18 protein-coding genes and 1 pseudogene are annotated in these 18695 nt (G+C 69.2%); 7 read left to right on the forward strand and 12 right to left on the reverse strand.

The window, feature by feature from the left end:
- Positions 1-106 precede the first annotated feature (106 nt).
- Together ACIQF0_RS44820 and ACIQF0_RS44825 are read right to left on the reverse strand one after the other, a co-directional pair.
- Positions 107-496 carry an HPF/RaiA family ribosome-associated protein gene (locus ACIQF0_RS44820; protein WP_401040715.1) on the reverse strand — a complete coding sequence of 130 codons (390 nt, stop codon included), beginning with the start codon at positions 494-496 and terminating at the stop codon, positions 107-109.
- 95 nt (positions 497-591) lie between these two features.
- Complete coding sequence (locus tag ACIQF0_RS44825) at positions 592-1440, reverse strand: LysR family transcriptional regulator (protein ID WP_401040718.1); 849 nt, start codon at positions 1438-1440, stop codon at positions 592-594.
- Positions 1441-1510: 70 nt separating this feature from the next.
- On the opposite strand from ACIQF0_RS44825, the gene ACIQF0_RS44830 reads away from it, so the two are divergent.
- Positions 1511-2410 (forward strand): DMT family transporter, encoded by a 900-nt coding sequence (locus ACIQF0_RS44830; RefSeq protein WP_401040721.1) that lies wholly within the window; start codon positions 1511-1513, stop codon positions 2408-2410.
- Here ACIQF0_RS44830 and ACIQF0_RS44835 read toward each other — a convergent pair.
- Both ACIQF0_RS44835 and ACIQF0_RS44840 read right to left on the reverse strand, forming a co-directional pair.
- On the reverse strand, positions 2376-3101 hold the full coding sequence (locus ACIQF0_RS44835) for a sugar isomerase domain-containing protein (RefSeq protein WP_401040724.1): 726 nt from the start codon (positions 3099-3101) through the stop codon (positions 2376-2378). The genes ACIQF0_RS44830 and ACIQF0_RS44835 overlap by 35 nt on opposite strands.
- Positions 3102-3198: 97 nt before the next feature.
- Positions 3199-4032, reverse strand: coding sequence for an enoyl-CoA hydratase/isomerase family protein (locus ACIQF0_RS44840; RefSeq protein WP_401040727.1), 834 nt, complete (start codon positions 4030-4032; stop codon positions 3199-3201).
- A gap of 106 nt (positions 4033-4138) precedes the next feature.
- Here ACIQF0_RS44840 and ACIQF0_RS44845 point away from each other — a divergent pair, with 106 nt between their 5' ends.
- Positions 4139-4552 (forward strand): winged helix-turn-helix transcriptional regulator, encoded by a 414-nt coding sequence (locus ACIQF0_RS44845; protein WP_401040730.1) that lies wholly within the window; start codon positions 4139-4141, stop codon positions 4550-4552.
- 12 nt (positions 4553-4564) lie between these two features.
- Here ACIQF0_RS44845 and ACIQF0_RS44850 read toward each other — a convergent pair whose 3' ends face one another.
- Both ACIQF0_RS44850 and ACIQF0_RS44855 read right to left on the reverse strand, forming a co-directional pair.
- Positions 4565-5170, reverse strand: coding sequence for a DUF4232 domain-containing protein (locus ACIQF0_RS44850; RefSeq protein ID WP_401040733.1), 606 nt, complete (start codon positions 5168-5170; stop codon positions 4565-4567).
- 185 nt (positions 5171-5355) lie between these two features.
- Entirely contained in the window at positions 5356-6624 is a 1269-nt protein-coding gene (locus tag ACIQF0_RS44855; RefSeq protein ID WP_401040736.1) for an MFS transporter, read from the reverse strand.
- Between the two features lie 54 nt (positions 6625-6678).
- Between ACIQF0_RS44855 and ACIQF0_RS44860 the strand changes: the two genes are divergently transcribed.
- Entirely contained in the window at positions 6679-7401 is a 723-nt protein-coding gene (locus ACIQF0_RS44860) for an AraC family transcriptional regulator (protein ID WP_401040739.1), read from the forward strand.
- 20 nt (positions 7402-7421) lie between these two features.
- On the opposite strand, the gene ACIQF0_RS44865 is transcribed toward ACIQF0_RS44860, so the two are convergent.
- Both ACIQF0_RS44865 and ACIQF0_RS44870 read right to left on the reverse strand, forming a co-directional pair.
- A complete protein-coding gene (locus tag ACIQF0_RS44865; protein ID WP_401040742.1) occupies positions 7422-8078 on the reverse strand; it encodes a response regulator in 657 nt (218 codons plus the stop codon).
- Positions 8075-9217 carry a sensor histidine kinase gene (locus tag ACIQF0_RS44870; RefSeq protein WP_401040745.1) on the reverse strand — a complete coding sequence of 381 codons (1143 nt, stop codon included), beginning with the start codon at positions 9215-9217 and terminating at the stop codon, positions 8075-8077. The genes ACIQF0_RS44865 and ACIQF0_RS44870 overlap by 4 nt, the downstream gene beginning before the upstream one ends.
- A 162-nt stretch (positions 9218-9379) precedes the next feature.
- Between ACIQF0_RS44870 and ACIQF0_RS44875 the strand changes: the two genes are divergently transcribed.
- Together ACIQF0_RS44875 and ACIQF0_RS44880 are read left to right on the forward strand one after the other, a co-directional pair.
- A complete protein-coding gene (locus ACIQF0_RS44875) occupies positions 9380-9862 on the forward strand; it encodes a DUF6326 family protein (protein WP_401040748.1) in 483 nt (160 codons plus the stop codon).
- A gap of 152 nt (positions 9863-10014) precedes the next feature.
- Positions 10015-11499, forward strand: a complete 1485-nt coding sequence (locus ACIQF0_RS44880; protein ID WP_401040751.1) for a glycoside hydrolase family 43 protein — start codon at positions 10015-10017, stop codon at positions 11497-11499.
- Positions 11500-11530: 31 nt separating this feature from the next.
- Here the strand turns inward: ACIQF0_RS44880 and ACIQF0_RS44885 are convergent, their stop codons facing one another.
- Both ACIQF0_RS44885 and ACIQF0_RS44890 read right to left on the reverse strand, forming a co-directional pair.
- Entirely contained in the window at positions 11531-12793 is a 1263-nt protein-coding gene (locus ACIQF0_RS44885) for an aldo/keto reductase (RefSeq protein WP_401040754.1), read from the reverse strand.
- Between the two features lie 12 nt (positions 12794-12805).
- On the reverse strand, positions 12806-13243 hold the full coding sequence (locus tag ACIQF0_RS44890; RefSeq protein ID WP_360045689.1) for an Hsp20/alpha crystallin family protein: 438 nt from the start codon (positions 13241-13243) through the stop codon (positions 12806-12808).
- 101 nt (positions 13244-13344) lie between these two features.
- Here ACIQF0_RS44890 and ACIQF0_RS44895 point away from each other — a divergent pair, with 101 nt between their 5' ends.
- Entirely contained in the window at positions 13345-13905 is a 561-nt protein-coding gene (locus ACIQF0_RS44895; protein ID WP_401040758.1) for an HSP18 transcriptional regulator, read from the forward strand.
- Positions 13906-13923: 18 nt separating this feature from the next.
- Here the strand turns inward: ACIQF0_RS44895 and ACIQF0_RS44900 are convergent, their stop codons facing one another.
- Complete coding sequence (locus ACIQF0_RS44900; protein WP_401040761.1) at positions 13924-15990, reverse strand: putative bifunctional diguanylate cyclase/phosphodiesterase; 2067 nt, start codon at positions 15988-15990, stop codon at positions 13924-13926.
- Positions 15991-16396: 406 nt separating this feature from the next.
- Here ACIQF0_RS44900 and ACIQF0_RS44905 point away from each other — a divergent pair, with 406 nt between their 5' ends.
- Positions 16397-18244: a PASTA domain-containing protein gene (locus ACIQF0_RS44905; RefSeq protein WP_401040764.1), complete on the forward strand. Its 1848-nt coding sequence runs from the start codon at positions 16397-16399 to the stop codon at positions 18242-18244.
- A gap of 235 nt (positions 18245-18479) precedes the next feature.
- On the opposite strand, the pseudogene ACIQF0_RS44910 reads toward ACIQF0_RS44905, so the two are convergent.
- Positions 18480-18695, reverse strand: a pseudogene (locus ACIQF0_RS44910) (cytochrome b); the annotation flags it as partial.

Consider the following 18695-nt stretch of genomic DNA (forward strand, 5'->3'; position numbering starts at 1 on the left):
CCGTTCCGCAGCCTGCAAAAGCCACCCGCCGAGCAGCACTCCACCGATTCGATGGAGTGCTGCGAACGCTCCGGGCGATGAGGCCTGCGGCGCCGTGCCGCCTTGATCAGCCCCGAGGCTCGTCCTCGATCACGCCGACCAGCTCCGGGTCTTCCGGAGCGGGCATGTGACGGATGCTGTCACTGCCTTTGTGGTCGTGGGCGCGGGTGTACCGGGAATCCAGCACCCTTCCCAGCTTGTGCGCCGCCCCGGCGTACGCGTCGTCCACGGTGGTCGCGTGATGGGTGACCGCGACCGGCTGTTTGCCACCCGGCCGCGCCTCGATGACGCACTTCTTGTCCTCGGGCTTGCCGCCCCCGTCCTCACTGAGGTGCACCTCCACCCGGGTCAACCATCCGCTGAACCGGGACAGGCTGCTCTCCAGGTCGGTGGTCACAAAGGCGGCCAGTCGTTCGCCACCGTGGATGTTGTGGTCGGTGTTGACCTGGACCTGCATGAGCACCCTCCAGAACGGGACAGAAATGATCCTGATCGATACCACGGGAGCGGCCGGCTCAAACGCGGCGGCGTTCAGCGCGGCCGCGACACCGGCTAGCTCCTCGTCGAATCGACCAGTGCGGTGACGGCTGGATGCCACCCGCGGTCGGCGGGTCCGCTGAGGACGAGCCGGCGTGCCAGCCGCTCGCGCAACGGCACCAGCACCAGGTCGGGCGGCAGCATCGACGCCACCAGGCCGGGCACCACCGACACTCCGACACCGGCACGGACCATGGCGAGCAGCGTGCCCAGTTCGCGCACCCGGTGTCGCGGGGTGAACGGGTGGTCGGCGTGCGCCTGTCGCACGTAGTGCTCGCAGCCGCCGCAGGACAGCAGGAACGGGTCGTCGGCGAGGTCGGTCACGTCGACGTGCGGGAGCGTCGCCAGAGGGTGGTCGGCGCGCAGCAGGGCGTGGAAGGCGTCCTCGCCGACCAGCGAGCCGGCACCGGACGGCGGGTCGACCAGGACGGCGAGGTCGACGGTGCCGCCCGCCAGCCACTCGGCGACCTCGTCGTCCTCGCCCTCCAACACCCGGACCCGCACGTGCGGCAACTCCACCCGCCACCGAGCCAGCAGGTCGGGCAGCAGGCCCTGGCACACGCTCGGCGGCGCGCCGAGCCGGACCGTGCCTCGCACGCCGCCACGCCTGCGCTCGGCCAGGTCGGTGATCGCCGCGGACGCGGCCACCGCTGTGCGGGCGTGTGCCAGGACCTCCTCGCCGAACGCGGTCGGCACGGCGCGTCCGCGGCGGGACAGCACGGGATGGCCGAGCGTGCGTTCGAGAGCGGCGACCGCGTGCGAGACCGCGGACTGGGTGAGGCCGAGGGCGTCCGCGGCGGCGCCGAAGCCGCCCTCGTCGACAACGGCGAGGAACGAGCGCAGCTGGGCGAAGTTCAGTGCCATGAGCACCTCTCATGCTCGTCCGACTCCTACTTGTTGGACTCATGATGCCCCGCCGGGCGATGCTCGCGCGGTGGGAGCGACTGGGAAGTTCGCGCTGCTGTCCGCGATCTGGGGCAGCAGCTTCGCGTTGATCAAGGTGGCCGTGGACGCGGGCGTGTCGCCAGTGCAGGTCGCGCTGGCCCGCTGCCTGTTCGGTGCGTTGGCGCTGTGGGTGATCTGCGCCGCGCAAGGCGCGACCGTGCCGCGCGACCCGCGCACGTGGGGACACGCGGCGGTGGTCGCGGTGCTGCTCAACTCGGTGCCGTTCACGTTGCTCGCGTTCGGCGAGTCCAAAGTGGACTCGGTGCTGGCGGGCGTGTTGAACGCGACGACGCCGTTGACGACGCTGGCGTTCGCGCTGCTGATCGTGCCGGGGGAGCGGGTGACCCGGACGCGGCTGGCAGGGCTGCTGCTCGGCTTCTCGGGCGTGCTGGTGCTGCTCGGGGTGTGGCGCGGCCTGGACGGCGACCTGGTCGCGGGCGGGCTGGCCTGCCTGGCCGCCACCACGTGTTACGGCGCGGGGTTCGCCTACACGCGGCGGTTCTTCTCCGGTGGGCCGCACCGGGCGAGCGCGTTGTCCGCCGTGCAGATCACCTGCGCCACCGTCCAACTGGGACTCGTCGCCCCGGTCCTCTCCGGACCGCCGGTGTGGCCGGGAGTGCACGTCATGCTCGCGTTGGTGCTGCTGGGCGCCTTGGGGACGGGGTACGCCTACGTGCTCAACCTGGACCTGATCCGTGAAGCAGGTCCCACCGTCGCGGCCACGGTCACCTACGTGACGCCGTTGTGGTCGACCGCTTTGGGCGTTGTGCTGCTGGCCGAGCCGGTGGGGTGGAACACGTTCGCGGGCGGGGTGCTGGTGATCGGCGGAATCCTGCTCGCCCGGCGGCGCGTCGCTAGAGCATCGGCACCTGTGTCCGGTAGTGGTTGAGGTGCTTCTCGTTGGCGCTGTCGCCGTCGGGGAGGTTGGAGCTCTGCCAGAGGGGGACCGGGATGTTGCCGGCGTCGGCCCGTGTGGTCAGGCGGACCAGCAGGAGGTTCCACAGGTAGATGAAGCAGAGGGTGGACAGGCCGGCGGTGGCTCCGCCGGCGGTGGGGAACACGGCGTCGCCGGGCGGAATGTCGGTGTCCAGCACGACATCGGCCAGGTCGCCCAGTTTGGCGAAGGATCGTGCGGGGGCGTTGTCCATGTGGGGCTTGGAGACGACCGCGACGACGTAGGCCCCGCGCTGCTTCAGTTCCTGGGCTAGTTCGACGGGGACGGCGTTGATGCCGGAGTTCGAGAAGATGACAGCGACGTCGCCCGGCTGGACCTGGGCCTGTGCCGTCAGTGTCGCGGCCAGGCCGGGGACGCGTTCGAGCTGGGTGCTGGCCTTCGCGTTCTGCAGGGGCAGCAGTCCGGGGTGGAACAACGGACGCACGCAGGCCAGCCCACCGGCGCGGTAGAAGCTCTCCAGGACCGCGGCCAGACCGTGTCCCGTGGCCGCGGTGTGCACGAGTCGGTCGGTGCGGACGACGTCGAGAAGACGGCCGGCCACCTCGTCGAGGACGGCGTCGTTGCGCTCTTCGAGCAGGCGGAGATGCTCGCGCACCGCGGCGCCGAAGTCGCTGAGAAAGTCCACAGGTGCTCCTCGTGCTCAGACGGCAGGTCGCTGGTCGCGCATGGTCTAGACCAAATGTACCTCGTCGGTCCAGATCGCGGAGGACTGTCGTGGAGGGTCAGCCGGCGATGGTGCGCATCAGCGCTTCGAGGTCGCGTTCGCCTTCGCGTGTCTGGACCCCGTTCGGCAACGCCGCGTCCATCAGCTTCCGCACGGCGGGCGATTCGACCTGCGACGCCCAGGCGTCGTGCTCGCGCTGGTATCCGGCGGTGAGGTCGTCGGCAGGCAGGGCCCGCTTCACCGCGGCGATGACCCCTTCGGGTAGCGCGGCGATGTTGCGGGCGATCCGGTCGACGAAACCACGCAGCTCGGCGGCGGGGACGGCGCGGTTGATCCAGCCGTAGGCGGCGGCGGTCTCGGCGTCGAACAGGTCGGCGGCCAGGACGATCTCCAGGGCGCGGTTGCGCCCGACTCGCTCACGCAGGTACTGCGTGCCGCCGCCACCGGGAACGATCCCCATGAGCGCCTCGATCTGGCCGAGCCCGGCGGTCTCGGCCGCGGCGAAGGCCATGTCCGCGGCCGCGACGAACTCCGCGCCACCGCCGCGGGCCTTGCCCGCGAGCTCGACGATCGTCACCTGGGGCTGGTGGCGCAGCAGCTCGCCGACGGCCTGGAACACGTTGACACCCGCCGGAGCGGCCTTGGCGAGCTCGTCGAGGCCGTCCGCGTCCTCCAGGACCAGCATGTCGACGTGAGCGAGGAAGAACTCCGGGTCGGCGCTGGCGAAGACGACGACTCGGACCGACGGGTCGTCGCGGAACCCGTCGAGCAGGCCGCGCAGCTCCCGCATCATCGTCGTGCCGAGGACGTTCACCGGCGGGTTGTGCAGCACGACGCGGGCGACACCACGATCGGTGCTCACCCGCAGGGTCGAGTAGGTCTGTCCGGTCATCACGGATCCCCTGAGTTGCTGATCGGCCTGTAAGTTTGCGATGCATACCTACCCTGCTCAGCACGGTGGTAAAGATCAAGAACGCACTTCGGGGGAACCAGAGATCATGAGGGATACCTACCTGCTCGGCGAGGCCGCGAACGTCACCGGCGGCCAGGTCGTGTTCCGCTCGGACTGTCCCAGCAGGCCGATCCTCGACCAGATCGCGGACAAGTGGTCCATGATGATCATGGCGGTGCTGGAGCGGCCGACGCGGTTCAACGAGCTGATGCGCCGGTTGGAAGGGGTCACCCAGCGGGTGCTCACCCATTCACTTCGGCGCCTGGAGCGGAACGGGATGATCCGTCGCACCGTGCTTCCGACCTCACCGGTCGGTGTCGAGTACTCGCTGACGCCCTTGGGCGAGTCCCTGCGCGAGCCGTTCGGCCACCTCTACGCCTGGACCGTCGAGCACAGCGCTCAGATCCAGGGAGCCCAGCGGGCCTATGACCAGGGCGTGGGGCGCAGGTCCACGCCCTGAGCGCCGAGCGCGTCAGGACCGGACCGGTCCGACGGACGCCGTGGACTTGTCCGCGGCCGAGCAGGCCTTGTTCTGCGTGGCCACGAACAGGGCGGCGGTCTCACCCGGCGGGTAGATCCTGAGGCCGCGGACGTCGGTCGGGCCGCATTCGGCCGGGTCGTAGACGCTGGCGTTGGTGATCGTGAGGTGGCTGGACGCGTTCGCGCCCGGCTGCAGCGTCACGGCCGACGACGAGCCGTCGGCCTGCCGGGTCGCCGGAGCGCCGACCTGAGTGCCGTTGTCCCCGGTCACGAAGGACACGCCGGGAAAGCCCTGCAGGACGCACTCGGCGGAACCCTTGTTCGTGAACGCGAGCTCGTACTGCGTCTTGTTCATGCCCCCACCGCCCTCGTCGGCTGTGAGGGTGACGCCGAGATCGGCCGACCTGCACGCCGCCGGACCGCCGCTCGCGGCCTGCTGGGTCGGCTGTCCCGAGGCGGTGCCGGGATCGGTCGCGCTGGGGGAGGGGCTCGGCGTGACGGACGAGGGTGCGGGCGGCGTCGAATCGCCACCCTGACCCGAGCAGCCGCTGAGCAGTGCGGCGGCTGCCACCGCGACGGCCAGTGAGGTGGTGCGCATGCTGATCTCCTCTTCGGTGCCTGGAACGCGCACGCACCACATCGGCCCGGTTCTCGCGTGCCCGTGCGGAGCGCGTTCGTGGACCAGATGCCCGGCAGGTGATCACCGCACACTTTCATTTGAACCTCGTCACAACTCACATGCGTCCATTGTGCGAAAAGATGTCCAAAACGGACGTGACCATCTCAAATGGAGCGAAGCTCGTCAGGGGTGGGGCCACCCACGACGGCAGGTGCGTGCACGGCTTGAGCGTCGTAACGCCAGAACGAGCGCACGCACAAAGCGGCGACGAGCACGACCACGATGCAGAGCACCGCGGCGCCGGACCACGCGAGGGTGAAGGTGGTGGCTGCCGCCATGAACCCGGCGCGCAGGTCGCCCAGGCGTGGGCCTCCGTTCACGACCACGGTGAACACTCCCTGCAAGCGCCCGCGCAGGCGGTCCGGCACGTAGGTCTGCAGGATCGCCTGCCGGTAGACGGCGCTGACGAAGTCCGCGGCGCCTGCGACGACCAGCAGGCCCACGACCACCCAGAGGCTGTGCGCGAAGCCCGCGACGGCGACCGCGGCCGACCAGATGACGACGGCGACCGTGAGCGCGACGCCCTGCCTGCGCACGCCGCCGATCCAGCCGCTCACCAGGCCGGCCAGGATCGACCCGATCGCGATCGCCGAGTACAGCGGGCCCACGCCACCGTCGAACCGGGTCGCGGCGGCCTGGGGGAACAGGGCTTCCGGCGTCGCCAGCACCATCGCGGCGATGTCGACCGCGAACGACATCATCAGCACCGGGTTGCCGCCCAGGAACCTCAGACCCTCCACAATGGAGCGCAGGCCGGGCTTCCCCAGAGCGTCGGCCACGTCGAACGACGGCAGGCGTGCGGCGGCGTAAAGGGAAGCGGTGAACAGCACGGCGTCGGCGGCGTAGGCGTAGCTGAACCCGTTGGGCAGCTGCACGAGGAGACCGGCCATGAGCGGCCCGAGCACCTGGCCCAGGGTGGACGCGCTGTAGCTCAACGCGTTGGCGGCCGGCACGAGATCGGCCGGCACGAGCAGCGGCAGGATCGCTCCGCGCGCGGACGCCGACACCGCGAAGCTGCCCGACTGCACGGCGACCAGTCCGAGGATCAGCACCGGGGAGCGGACGTCCGCCAGGCTCTGCGTCAGCAACGCGAGCGTGATGACCCACGACACCGAGGACGCGACCAGTGCCAGCTTGCGGCGGTCGACCGCGTCGGCGATCGCGCCTCCGTACAGGCCGAACACGACGACCGGCAGCAGGCCGACCAGGCCGCTGAGCCCGACGACGAGCGACGACCGCGTCAGGTCGTAGAGCTGCACCGGAACGGTGACGGCGGTGATCATCATGCCGACGACAGCGGTGCCCTGCCCGAGGAAGACGCGCCGGTAGGCGGGGATCGAGAGCGGCCGGGTGTCGGCGAGGAACCTTCCCATGCCGTCCACGGTGATCCACTGGCGGCTGGAAAACTTCCGATAAACTGCCGTGTCATGTCGCAATACCGCCATGAGGTCGCGGCCGGCACCGTGATCGAGCGGCATCGGCATGACGGCGACCACCAGCTCCTCTACGTCAGCAGCGGCATCTTCGCCACGACCACCGAGCACGGCACGTGGGTCGCCAGTGCCCAGCGTGCCGTCTGGACGCCCGCCCAGACCTGGCACGAACACCGCGTCTACGGGCACACGTTGGTGCACCTGCTGCGATTCCCGTCAGGGGAAGTGCTGTTCCCCGGCGACCGCCCGACGGTGATCTCCGTGTCGAGCCTGCTGCGCGAGCTCCTGATGGCCTGCACCGAGGACGGCCTGCCTGACCGCGAGGTGCACCGCCTGCGCGCGGTGATCCACGACCGCGTCCGCAGGGCAGACCTCGCGCCGCTGGAGCTGCCGACCGCTGTCGATCAACGCCTCGCGGACGCGTGCGCGCTGGTCACCGGCGACCTGAGCAGGCCGCGCACGATCGGGTGGCTCGCCGCTCGCACCGGTACCAGCGACCGGCACCTCGCCCGGCTGTTCCGCGCCGAGTTCGGCACCACCTATCCCCAGTGGCGCACCAACGTCCGGGTGTTCCAGGCCATGGTCGAGCTCAACGGCGGCGCCACGGTCACCGAGACAGCGCACCGCTGCGGCTGGGCCACCACCAGTGCGTTCGTCGACACGTTCGCCCGCGTGATGGGCCAGACGCCGGGGGCGTACCGCGCTGCGGCCGGGTGACCCGGCCATGCCGGTCCGGTTCAGCCCGCCACCCGGCCGGTGTCGTACGCCCACATCGCGATCTCGACCCGGTTTCGGGCGCCGATCTTGTTCAGCAGGCTGGCGACGTGGCTCTTGGCGGTCGTCAAACCGATGAACAGCTCGGCGGCGATCTCGGCGTTCGTGCGGCCACGGGCGACCAGCGTCAGCACCTCCTCCTCGCGTTCGGTGAGCGGCTCGATCGGTTGAGGCTGCCGGCTCGACGGTTCCCTGGCGGCGAGGGTGGCCAGCAGCCGCCGGGTGATGGTCGGCGCGATCAGTGCGTCGCCACCGGCGGCGGCGTGGACGGCCTGGACGAGCAGCGCCGGTCCGGCGTCCTTGAGCAGAAAGCCTCGGGCGCCGGCCAGGAGCGCACCCTGGACGTACCCGTCGAGGTCGAACGTCGTGATCACCACTACCGCGATCGGGTCCGGGACGCCGCGCCCCGCGAGGAGCCTGGTCACCTCGATGCCGTCGAGCCCGGGCATCTGGATGTCGACCAGGCACACGTCGGGGCGGAGCCGCTGCGCCAGCTCGACGGCGGCGTGGCCGTCGGCGGCCTGGCCGACGACCTCGATGTCGGGTTGCGCGGCAAGGATCATCGACAGGCCGGTGCGCACCAGATCCTGGTCGTCGGCCACCAGCACGCGCACCGTCATCGGCCTGCCTTCGTCGGCAGTTCGGCGTCGACCGTCCACCCGCGCTCGGGCGCCGGCCCGGCACGCAGCGTGCCGCCGAGCAGCTGCACGCGCTCGGTCATCCCCAGCAGTCCGAAGCCGCGGTTCACCGGCCGTGCCGGGTCGACCTGTCCGTCGTCGGTCACGCGTAGGCGCAGCCTTCCCGCGCCCTCCACGACCCGGATCTCCACACGCGAGGCGTTGCGGGCGTGCCGCAGAGCGTTGGTCAGCGCCTCCTGTGCCAGCCGGTAGACCGCCGCGTCGACCTGGGGCGGAAGTTCGTCCAGGTCCTCTGGCAACTCCACGTCGACGACCGGGACCGGGGCGCGGCGAGCGAGGGACACCAGGTCGGCGACGCCGGACTGGGGCGCGTACTCCGCGGGCGCTCCGTCGCGCAGCACCCGGACCATCGCCCGCATCTCCACGAGCGTCCGCGACGCTTCCCCCTCGATGGCCGCCAGCGCCTCGAGTGCCGCTTCAGGACGCTGCCCGGCCATCGCCCGGCCTGCCTGCGCCTGCACGGCGATCGCCGAAATGTGGTGGGCGACGATGTCGTGCAGCTCGCGCGCGAGGCCGACCCGCTCCCGGCTACGGCTCTGGTCCAACGCCCGGCGCCAGCTCTCGGCGCGGTAGCGGAACGCCGCTCCGGCCGCCGCCGACGCCGTCAGGACGGCGAACCCGCCGAAGACGTCGACCGGTCCGGTGTAGTCGGCGACCGCACCGATTCCGGCAGCCACCGCCACCACTGCCAGCCCGATCTCGATCTCGCGCCCTGATCCCCAGCGGGCCAGCGCGTAGACGAGCACCAGGAGGTAGACCATCGTGTCGAGGCCCACGCTCGGGGCCCCGCCCAGCAGGCTCGCCAGTCCCAACGCCGTCGCGGTGCCGAAGGCCACCACGACGCAGGCCAACGGGTGGGTGCGCCGCCACAGCAGCACCGGCGCAAGACCGACCGCCACGACCGTCGCCAACGGCCGCCAGGCGACGTCGGCGCGGAGGACTCCTTCGAGCAGTGCCGTCACCATCAACGCCCCGACCAGCACCCAGTCGCGCGACACCCGTGCCGGAGCGCCTGGAGCGCGGGGCTCGGTCAACAGCGAGCTCAGGGCGTTGGCGGTCACGCATCCAGCCTAGGTACCGCCGAGGCGTCGGGGACCAACCGAAAGAACGAGACGCCGCTTCTCCCAACGGCCAGTGCGGACCCGGCCTGGACGCCGATGTGCCCGTCGCCCGGCTCGGCGATCGTGGGCCTACCGGTCCTCACCACAACAACGGAGCCTGCGATGAGAACACGTCAACCCACCGAGCCCGTGCTGGAAGACCAGCGGATCCCGGTGAGAGCCAAGCTCGCCGCGGCGTGGACGAGCGTGATGTTCCTGTACGCCTACGTGGACATCATCGCCTTCTTCAAGCCCGGCGTCATCGATGACATCGAAGTAGGCGTCGTCTGGGAGTTCGACGTCAGCCAGACGTTGCTGACCACCTTCCTCGCGCTCATGGCGATCCCGATCCTCATGATCGTGCTGTCGATGACGCTGCCCGCCAGGGCGAACCGCATCACGAACCTCGTCGTGGCCTCGGTGCAGATGCCCTACGCGGCGTTCAACGTGGTGGGCGAGACCTGGACGTTCTTCTACGGCCTGGGCATCGCACTGGAGTTGATCCTTCTCGCCCTCATCCTGCGGTACGCCTGGACCTGGCCCCGCACCGCACCGCCGGCGACCAGCGCCGACAGGGAAACCGTTCGCGCCCGGCAGCAAGCGTGAACGGCTAGGAAGCCAGGAACCCGCCCATCGACGCCCGTCAAGGCGGGGCGGGTTCCGGTCTCCTCCTCCAGATCTGGACAGTCGCGCACAGAGAGTGATTGGATCGATGCGCACAGTTTTACAACGTTGTAACCCTGCGGATTGGACGAGACGTGACGTCGAAGATCGTCTTAGCGGCCTTGGCCCTCTCACTGCTCGGCAGCGTGCCCGCTGTGGCCTCGTCCGCGGCGGCTGTGCCCGACTTCTCTACAGCGGAGGCGGGCAACCCGTTCGTGGACGGGTGGTACGCCGACCCGGACGTCGCGGTCTACGACAACAAGTACTGGGTCTTTCCCACGTCGTCGCGACCCTACGACGAGCAGACGTACCTCGACGCGTTCTCCTCGACCGACCTCGTGCACTGGACCAAGCACCCCAACGTCCTCACCACCGCGAACGTCTCCTGGGCACGCCGTGCCGTCTGGGCGCCCGCTCCCGTGCGGCGCAACGGCAAGTACTACCTGTACTTCGGCGCGAACGACATCCAGAGCAACTCCGAACTGGGCGGCATCGGCGTCGCGGTCGCCGACCGTCCGGAGGGCCCGTACCGGGACGCGATCGGCAAGCCGTTGATCAGCCAGTTCGTCAACGGAGCGCAGCCCATCGACCAGGACGTGTTCATCGACACCGACGGTCAGGCGTACATGTACTACGGCGGCTGGGGACACGCCAACGTGGTCAAGCTCAACGCGGACATGACCAGCCTCGGCCAGCTCGCCGACGGCAGCACGTACAAGGAGATCACCCCGGCGAACTTCACCGAGGGTTCGCAGATGTTCAAGCGGAACGGCAAGTACTACTTCATGTGGTCCGAGGACGGCTGGACCGGACCGAACTACGCGGTGTCGTACGCGATCTCCGACTCTCCCACCGGACCGTTCACCAAGATCAGCCGCGTGCTGAGCCAGGACGCCGCCGTGGCAAGGGGTTCCGGCCACAACTCGGTGATCAACGTGCCCGGCACGGACATCTGGTACATCGTCTACCACCGGCGCCCGCTGAGCCGCTCGGGCGCCAACGACCGGCAGGTCGCCTACGACCGGATGACCTTCAACGCCGACGGCACCATCCAGCCGGTGACCATGCGGGTGAAGGACAACTTCGACGACGACAACGCCGTCGGCTGGACCACGCACGGCGGCACCTGGTCGGCGACCGGGGGCCGGTACGAGACCGGGACGTCGTTCGGCGGGAAGTCGTTGCTGGACACGAACTTCTCGAACTTCGTGCAGGACGCCGACATCACCCCGAAGTCCACCACCGGCGACAGCGGGGTCGTGTTCCGCGTGACGCAGGCGACCACCGGGACGGACGCCTACCGCGGCTACTACGCCGGGATCACCGGCAGCGGCCGGGTCGTGCTCGGCAAGGCCGACAACAACTGGACGCAGCTCGCGTCAGCCGCCGTGACCGTCCGGCCGAACACCCGGCACCACCTGCGGGTGGAGGCGGTCGGCTCGGCCATCAAGGTGTACGTCGGCGACATGGCCACGCCGAAGATCTCCGTGACCGACACCAGCTTCTCCAGTGGTGCCAACGGTGTGCGCGTCTTCAACACGGCTGCGGGCTTCGACGACTTCGCGGTCGCGCACCGGTGACGGGGTGAGCGCCGCGAACCTCTCGCGGCGCTCAGTCGACGCGGGCGTTGCCGAGCCGGCTGACCATCGCCGGATCGCGGTGGTCGAAGAACATGGACGTGCCGGTGTCCAGCGCGGCGATGTGGGTCATGTCCTGATCGGTGAGTTCGAAGTCGAACACGTCGAGGTTCTCGGCCATGCGCTCTGGCCGCACGGACTTGGGGATGACGACGACGCCGCGCTGGATGAGCCAGCGCAGCACGACCTGGGCGACGGACTTGCCGTGCGTTTGGCTGATCCCGGTCAGAACCGGGTTGGTGAACAGGTCGTTGCGCCCCTCGGCAAAAGGTCCCCACGACTCGATCTGCACGCCCCGGTCGGCCATGACCTGCTGGTCGGTCTCGCGCTGGAAGAACGGGTGCGTCTCGATCTGGTTCACCGCGGGGGTGATCTCGTTGTGCTCGATGAGGTCGACGAGACGGTCGGGGTGGAAGTTCGAGACGCCGATGGCCTTGATCAGGCCTGCGCCGTGCAGTCGCTGCATGGCCCGCCAGGAGCTGTAGTAGTCGCCGAAGGGCTGGTGGATCAGGTACAGGTCCAGGTAGTCCAGCCCGAGGCGCCGCAGCGAGACGTCGAACGCGCGCTGGGCGTTGTCCTCGCCGGGGTCCTGGACCCACAGCTTGGTGGTGATGAACAGCTCGTCGCGGGGGATTCCGCTGTTCTTGATCGCGCGGCCGACGGCTTCCTCGTTGCCGTAGCCCGCGGCGGTGTCGATGGAGCGGTAGCCGGCGGCGAGGGCGTCGGTGACGACCTGCTCGGTCTGCTCGGCGGCGACCTGGTAGACGCCGAAGCCGAGGATCGGCATCTGCACACCGTTGTTCAGGGTGGTCAGGCGGTTCTGCGGGGACATGGTCACGTCTTTCGTCGGCGGATGCGCTGCTCCTCGTGGTGTGCCCGCTGACCGAGCCGGCGAACCTGTTCCGGCGGCCTGCCGCGCCGTGCAGTGGTTCGACGCGAAGTGGCCCCGCACCGCGATCTGGCAGTGCGGGGCCACGGGGGTGGAGGAGTCCGTGCGGCTCGCCTTCCATGCCGGAGGGGAGCGTTGCCGTGCCGTTCGTCCGATCGGGACGTGGTTTCGCCAACGAGGCCGGAACGCGCCCCGGTACGGCGTCGAGGGGACAGGCGGGCGCGGTGCCGGGGGAAGCGGTGGCTCCCCCCAGTTCGCTGCGATGATCGCGTCGAACTCCGCGCGCACCAGATCGTCGTCCTCGCACAGCAACGCGACGAACTCCTCGTCGAGCGTTCGCGCGACCACGACCGCTCCCGGTCAGGCGTTGATCTGCTTGACGTCCTGTTCGGTGTTCGTGATGGCGATCTTGCGGGGCTTTGCCTTTTCCAGCACCGGGATGCGCAGGGTCAGCACACCCGCGTCGTAGGCGGCCTGGATGCGTTCGGTGTCGAGGGTGTCGCCCAGGAACAGCTGGCGGGAGAACACGCCCAGCGGTCGTTCCGCGACCTGCATCTCGACGTTGTCACCGGTGATCGTCGGCCGCCGTTCCGCCTTCACGGTCAGCACGTTGCGTTCGACGTCCAGCTCGATGGCGTCCGCGGACACGCCCGGCAGGTCGAACGCCACCACGAACTCGTCGCCAGAGCGGTAGGCGTCCATCGGCATCGCCGTGGGCCGTGACCACGTGCCCGGCCCGGTGAACACCTGCTGCGCCAAGCGGTCCAGCTCCCGGAACGGGTCAGTGCGCATCAACATCCGGCACCTCCTCGATGTTGTCTTCTGCTGTCAACGCGCACATCTGTTGTAACATGTCGTCGGAACGATGACAAGTAGGATGTCGTCGAAAGGATGACAACATGCCGATCGGCGACTACGAGGCGGTGCGCGCCGCCGCGAGCGCGGACGAAGACCTCAGCGAGACCCAGGTGCTGGCGGCCCTGGTCCTGCTGCGTGAGCTGCGAGCCGAGCTGGCCGACTGGGAACCTCAGCTGATCGCGGCCGCCCGCGCGCTCGGCACCAGCTGGGCGGATCTGGCGCCCGCGCTCGGTGTGGCCAGCCGTCAGGCCGCGGAACGCCGCTATCTGCGCCTTCGACCGTCCGATCTGGACGGATCCACCGGCGACGACCGCGTGCGGGCCGAACGTGACCGGCGTGCGGGTGATCGCGCGGTGTCGTCGTGGGCCCGCGACAACGCGGCCTCGTTGCGCAGCCTCGCCGGACATGTCGGTGAGGTCGACCCGGCGGTTCTCCGAGCACTGTCCGGGAACGACGCCGCGGAGCTGCTCAGCCCGCTGGCGAACGCACACGAACAACTCCGGGCGACGCACCCTGGTCTGGCTGACCAGATCGCCGCGATCGGCGCGCAGACCGACCAGGTGCGCCGCGACACCCAGGATCGCCGGGCAGGACTCGACTGACTCGGGCAACAGCCGGTGTCACGCGCCTGTCGTCAGCTCATCTGTCTGCGCGCCTTGGACTGCGGGCTGGTGGTCCCAGTCGTCTGGATGTTCGGGCTTGCCGAACAGGTAGCCCTGGGCGTAGTCGCATCCCTCGCGGCGCAGCCACTCGGCCTGGTCCTGAGTCTCGACGCCTTCGGCGACCGTGCGGGCTCCGAGCACGTCGGCCAGATCGAGAACGCACCGCACGACACTCGCGGTGCGGCCCGTTTCGTCGAGTGCGCCCACGAACGACCTGTCTATCTTCACCAGGTCGAACGGATAGCGCTGCAGGTAACTCAGCGACGAATAGCCCGTGCCGAAGTCGTCGAGGGCCACCTGGACCCCGCTGTCGCGAACCGCCATGAGTCCCTGCATCGCGGCTTCGTCCGCCCACACCGACTCCGTCACCTCCAGAGTCAACTTCTCCGGTGGCAGGCTGGTGGACCGCAGAACGCCGCGCAACGATGTCACGAAAGCCGAGGACGAGAGCTGCCGCGTCGAGACGTTCACCGTGATGCCGAGCGCTCGGCCTTCTGTCGACCACCGCGTTCCTTGGGCACAGGCCGCTTCGAGCACTCGATCACCGAGCGGAATGATCAGGCCCGTTTCCTCGGCGAGTCCGATGAACTCGTCCGGCCTCAGCAGGCCTCGATCGGGCCGCTGCCAGCGAACCAGCGCTTCAGCCCCGGTGACACGCGAGGTCGTGAGGTCGATGATCGGCTGGTAGTGCACCACCATCTGGTCGCCGTGCACGGCGGCGCGCAAGTCCGCCTTGTCGCGCTGCCGGGCCTGCACACGCGCGCCGATCTCGTCCTGGAACACCTTCACCCGTGCACCGCCTTCCTTCTTGGCGATGTACATCGCGGCATCGGCGTCCCGAAGCAACTCCGCCGCGGTGGTTCCGGGCGCGGAGACCGCGACTCCGATGCTCGCGCGGATGTCCCGTTCCGGTCCTGTCGTGAGTGCCGCCAGTATTCGATCGGCCAGCCGAGCGGACTCGACCATTCCGGATCGCGTTGCCAGCACGGCGAATTCGTCCCCTCCGAGCCTCGCCGCGGTCACCTCGTGCGGGATCGCTCGGGCTGTCCGCCGGGCGAACTCCCTCAGGTACTCATCTCCGGCGTCGTGTCCGTCGGCATCGTTGATCTCCTTGAACTGGTCGAGATCGATGACGAGCAAGCCGACCGGCTCTCCGGTGCTCAGCGCGGTCTCGAGGAGGTGCAGGAAGTGCGGGCGACTGGCCAGCCCGGTCAGGTCGTCCTGCTCGGCGCGAATCCGAAGCGCGTCCTCCTGGCGGCGACGTTCGCTGACGTCCACGGCGACCACCAGCGTGAGTTCCGGTCTCGACTCCTGTGGCACCGTCGCGGTGTGCACCTCGAACACGTCGCCGTCGACGTTCAGTTCGACAGGGCCCGCGGCTCGACCGCACTCCTCGCACCGCACCAGGTTGATCTGATGGCGGCACCGCACTTCACGGGTGCCGTTCTGCTGGGCGAACATCGCCTGTGCTCTGGCGTTGCGCAGTATCGAAGTGCCCGTGTCGTCGACGAGAAAAATGCCGACCGGGCTGGCGTCGATGACCGCGTGGACGGCTTGACGCGCGTCCCGCTCGTGCCGAGCCGCGCTCAAGGTGGCGTGCAAGGCGGCCGAGCCGATGACGAGGCCGAGGAGTGGCAGGAGGCTCGCCATCAGTCCATCGAGATCGACGTTCTCCGTGCGGACCGCGGAAAGAATCGACGTGACCTGGCCGGCGACATAGCCGACCGGGGCAGGGATGGCCTTGACGAGAGCCCTGCTGCTCCCGCCGCTGAGCACTCTCCTGGTCACGACCCCGAACAGGAACGCGACGGCGGGCTGAGGCACGGGAAGAACGAGCACCGACCCGGCGAGAACCACCGCTTCCGCGGCGGCGACGAACCACCGGTCGCCACCGGACCACTTCCAGGAGCACAACACGACCAGGAGCAGCAAGATCAGCGTCGCCCTGGCGGCCAGGGCGGTCTCCGCGAGCACCAACTGCGTTGCGAGGCCGATGCCGCCCAGCCAAGCGAAAACGTTGGTCAAAACCTTGACGTTCCGCAAAACGCGGCCGTACGGAGGGTCAGCCACGTGCCCGCCGGCTCGTTCGCGGGAGTCCCAGATCAACTCGCCCCAATCGCGTCCCGTCTTGAACCGGAAGCGTGCTGCTGCCGATCAGGACATCTTGGTACGCGGGGGATAGAACTCAACCGCCGTTCGGGCGTCCTCGGACAACCGCCGTCGACGATTCGATCGCCTGATCACTTACGGCAATCAGAGAAGTACTTTCAGTCCACTTGTACGTGCGCGTTCAACTGTCTCATTTGGCTGGACACGTTGTGCCGCAACCACTTCAGTCGATCTGATTCGCGGCGAATGGTCAGGTTCCGCAGGAGCCCCTTCGTCGACTTGGCAATACGTCGAAGATTCTTCGTCGCTATCATCTGCGCTTGTGCCGAAGTCCAGCTCCGATATGACCGGTGTCCTGCTCGAGCGGCGCTATCGGTTGGACGCGGTGTTCCTGCGTCGCGCCATCTCCACCGTGTACCGGGGCGTCGACGTTCGTCTGGAACGAGCGATCGCCGTGGAGGTCCTGGACTCCGCGCTGTTGTCGGACCCCGCGTTCGTCGCCGAGTTCGAGCGGGAAGCGCGTGCCGCGGCGCGACTGCGCCACCCGGCCGTGGTGGCCGTGCACGACCAGTGCGTCGACGGTGACCAGGTCTTCCTGGTCATGGACCTGGTCGACGGTGGCAGTCTCCGCGCTCTGCTGGCAGACCGCGGGAAGCTGGTACCCGCCGTCGCGTTGAGCGTGGTCGGCCCTGTGCTGTCCGCGCTGAGCGCCGCCCATCACGCCGGCCTGGTGCACGGTGACATCAAGCCGGAGAACGTGCTGATCGGCAGCGGCGGCAAGGTGCAGGTCGCCGGCTTCGGCATGGTGCGCTCCAGGGCAGCCGCCGATGGCGCTGCGGTCTACTCCTCCCCGGAGAGGATGAACAGCGGCGTGCGTGATGCGCGCGGCGACGTCTACTCGGTGGGAATCCTGCTGTACGAAATGCTCACGGGCGTGGCCCCTCGCCTCGGCGCCACCGCCGTGAACGCGGTTCCGTCCATCGCCGGCGTACCGCTCGCACTGGACAACCTGGTGCGCAGAGCGACCCGGCCGGACCCCGCGTTGCGCCCGGCGGACGCCACGATGTTTCTGGCGGAGCTGGAACGCGTCGGGGTCGAGCTGGGCCTGCAGCCCCAGCCGGTCCCCGTGCCCGGCACGCCGCTCGAGCAAGACCGCACGATCGTGATGCGCCCGGTGACCGTGACCACCGGTGAGACCCCGTCGTCGGCCGAGCGAACCCGGCCGGTGCGCAAGCCCGTGAAGGCATCCAGGCCGAAGAAGGACCTCGCCGAGGAGAAGCGGCGGCGCCGGCAACGCCGCGTCGTACTTTGGGCCGGTGCTGCGGTCGTGGCGGCACTGGTCGCCGGCGCGTCGTGGTGGTGGCTGGGCACGGAAGCCCGGACGGTGGTGCCGCAGATCGGCGGTCAGAGCGAGACGAACGCGATGGCACAGGTGCGAGACGCGTCGCTGAGCGCCCAGGTCGTCCGCGTACCCAGCGACAACGTGCCCAACGGCAACGTGCTGCGCACCGAACCCGGCAACGGCACCGAGCTGGCGAAGGGATCCTCGATCACGGTCTACGTGTCACGAGGCCGCCCGGTGGTGCCGTTCATCAACACCGGCCTCGACGTCGAGTCGGTGATCAAGGAGGTCGACGGCGCCGGCCTCAAGGCGGTCATGGACGAGGCCAAGAACAGCTTCAGCGACACGGTGGCGCCCGGCAAGGTGATCGGACTGGATCCGCGTCCCGGTACACCGCTGCAGATCGGCACCCCGGTGACGCTGGTGCTGAGCAAGGGGCCGGCACCGAAGAAGCCTCTGCCGAACGTGACGGGCTTGACCAAGGACGAAGCGATCGCCGAACTGCAGCGCAACGGACTCCAAGGCGTCGAGGGGCCGGCGGAGTTCTCCGCAACGGTCGACACGGGCCGCGTCATCAGAACGGATCCACCGCCGGGCGCGGTGCTGGGTCCTGAGCAAACCTCCGTGTCACTCGTGCTGTCGAATGCGATCACCATGCCCGAGGTGCGCGGAAAAGCCGTCAAAGACGCCCGAGCGGAACTGCAAGCCCTCGGTCTCCAAGTCACGGTGGCATCGCCGAACGGCGAAGACGTGCCCTGTGCCGCCCAGTCCGTCGAACCGGGCCAGCGCGTCCCGCCCGGCGCCATGATCACCGTCGCCGGCGCGTGATCCCGGGGGCGACCTTCGCGACCGGGAGCACGACCTCTCGACCTATGTGGACAACGTCATCGTCACCGCAGCACCGGTCTGAGAGGACCAGAGGCGGGACTTGATTCGTCTGTGTTGAGAGGGAACCACGCTGGTGTGCGTTGGGGTGGCGACGGTGTTCTTCCGCCTGCGCCGTCCGCCTCTTGCGAAAAGCCCCCTGTGACCGGGTCACAGGGGGCTTCGTCGTTTCGTCGGATCAGGCTTTCGGGTCGGACGGCTTGCCCGCGAGCTCGCCGGCCTTGTCCTCAGAACCGGTGTCGAGCAGGTTCGTGTGCTTCGCGTTCTCCAGGGCCACGGTCTCCTCGACCGGGTCCGGCGACCAGGTGCTGCCGGCGACCGGGTGACCGGCCGAGCCGAGCTTGTTCATCTTCTTCGGCACCGACGCGCCCTGGTAAGCGAGCGGGATCGGGTG

The sequence above is a fragment of the Lentzea sp. NPDC092896 genome (genome assembly GCF_044754905.1).
Taxonomy (GTDB): Bacteria; Actinomycetota; Actinomycetes; order Mycobacteriales; family Pseudonocardiaceae; genus Lentzea.

Coding starts and splice junctions, on each gene's coding strand:
- ACIQF0_RS44820 (WP_401040715.1), bottom strand. CDS start 496: ATGCAGGTCCAGGTCAACACCGACCACAACATCCACGGTGGCGAACGA.
- ACIQF0_RS44825 (WP_401040718.1), bottom strand. CDS start 1,440: ATGGCACTGAACTTCGCCCAGCTGCGCTCGTTCCTCGCCGTTGTCGAC.
- ACIQF0_RS44840 (WP_401040727.1), bottom strand. CDS start 4,032: ATGACCGGACAGACCTACTCGACCCTGCGGGTGAGCACCGATCGTGGT.
- ACIQF0_RS44845 (WP_401040730.1), top strand. CDS start 4,139: ATGAGGGATACCTACCTGCTCGGCGAGGCCGCGAACGTCACCGGCGGC.
- ACIQF0_RS44850 (WP_401040733.1), bottom strand. CDS start 5,170: ATGCGCACCACCTCACTGGCCGTCGCGGTGGCAGCCGCCGCACTGCTC.
- ACIQF0_RS44855 (WP_401040736.1), bottom strand. CDS start 6,624: ATGGGAAGGTTCCTCGCCGACACCCGGCCGCTCTCGATCCCCGCCTAC.
- ACIQF0_RS44860 (WP_401040739.1), top strand. CDS start 6,679: ATGTCGCAATACCGCCATGAGGTCGCGGCCGGCACCGTGATCGAGCGG.
- ACIQF0_RS44865 (WP_401040742.1), bottom strand. CDS start 8,078: ATGACGGTGCGCGTGCTGGTGGCCGACGACCAGGATCTGGTGCGCACC.
- ACIQF0_RS44875 (WP_401040748.1), top strand. CDS start 9,380: ATGAGAACACGTCAACCCACCGAGCCCGTGCTGGAAGACCAGCGGATC.
- ACIQF0_RS44890 (WP_360045689.1), bottom strand. CDS start 13,243: ATGTTGATGCGCACTGACCCGTTCCGGGAGCTGGACCGCTTGGCGCAG.
- ACIQF0_RS44895 (WP_401040758.1), top strand. CDS start 13,345: ATGCCGATCGGCGACTACGAGGCGGTGCGCGCCGCCGCGAGCGCGGAC.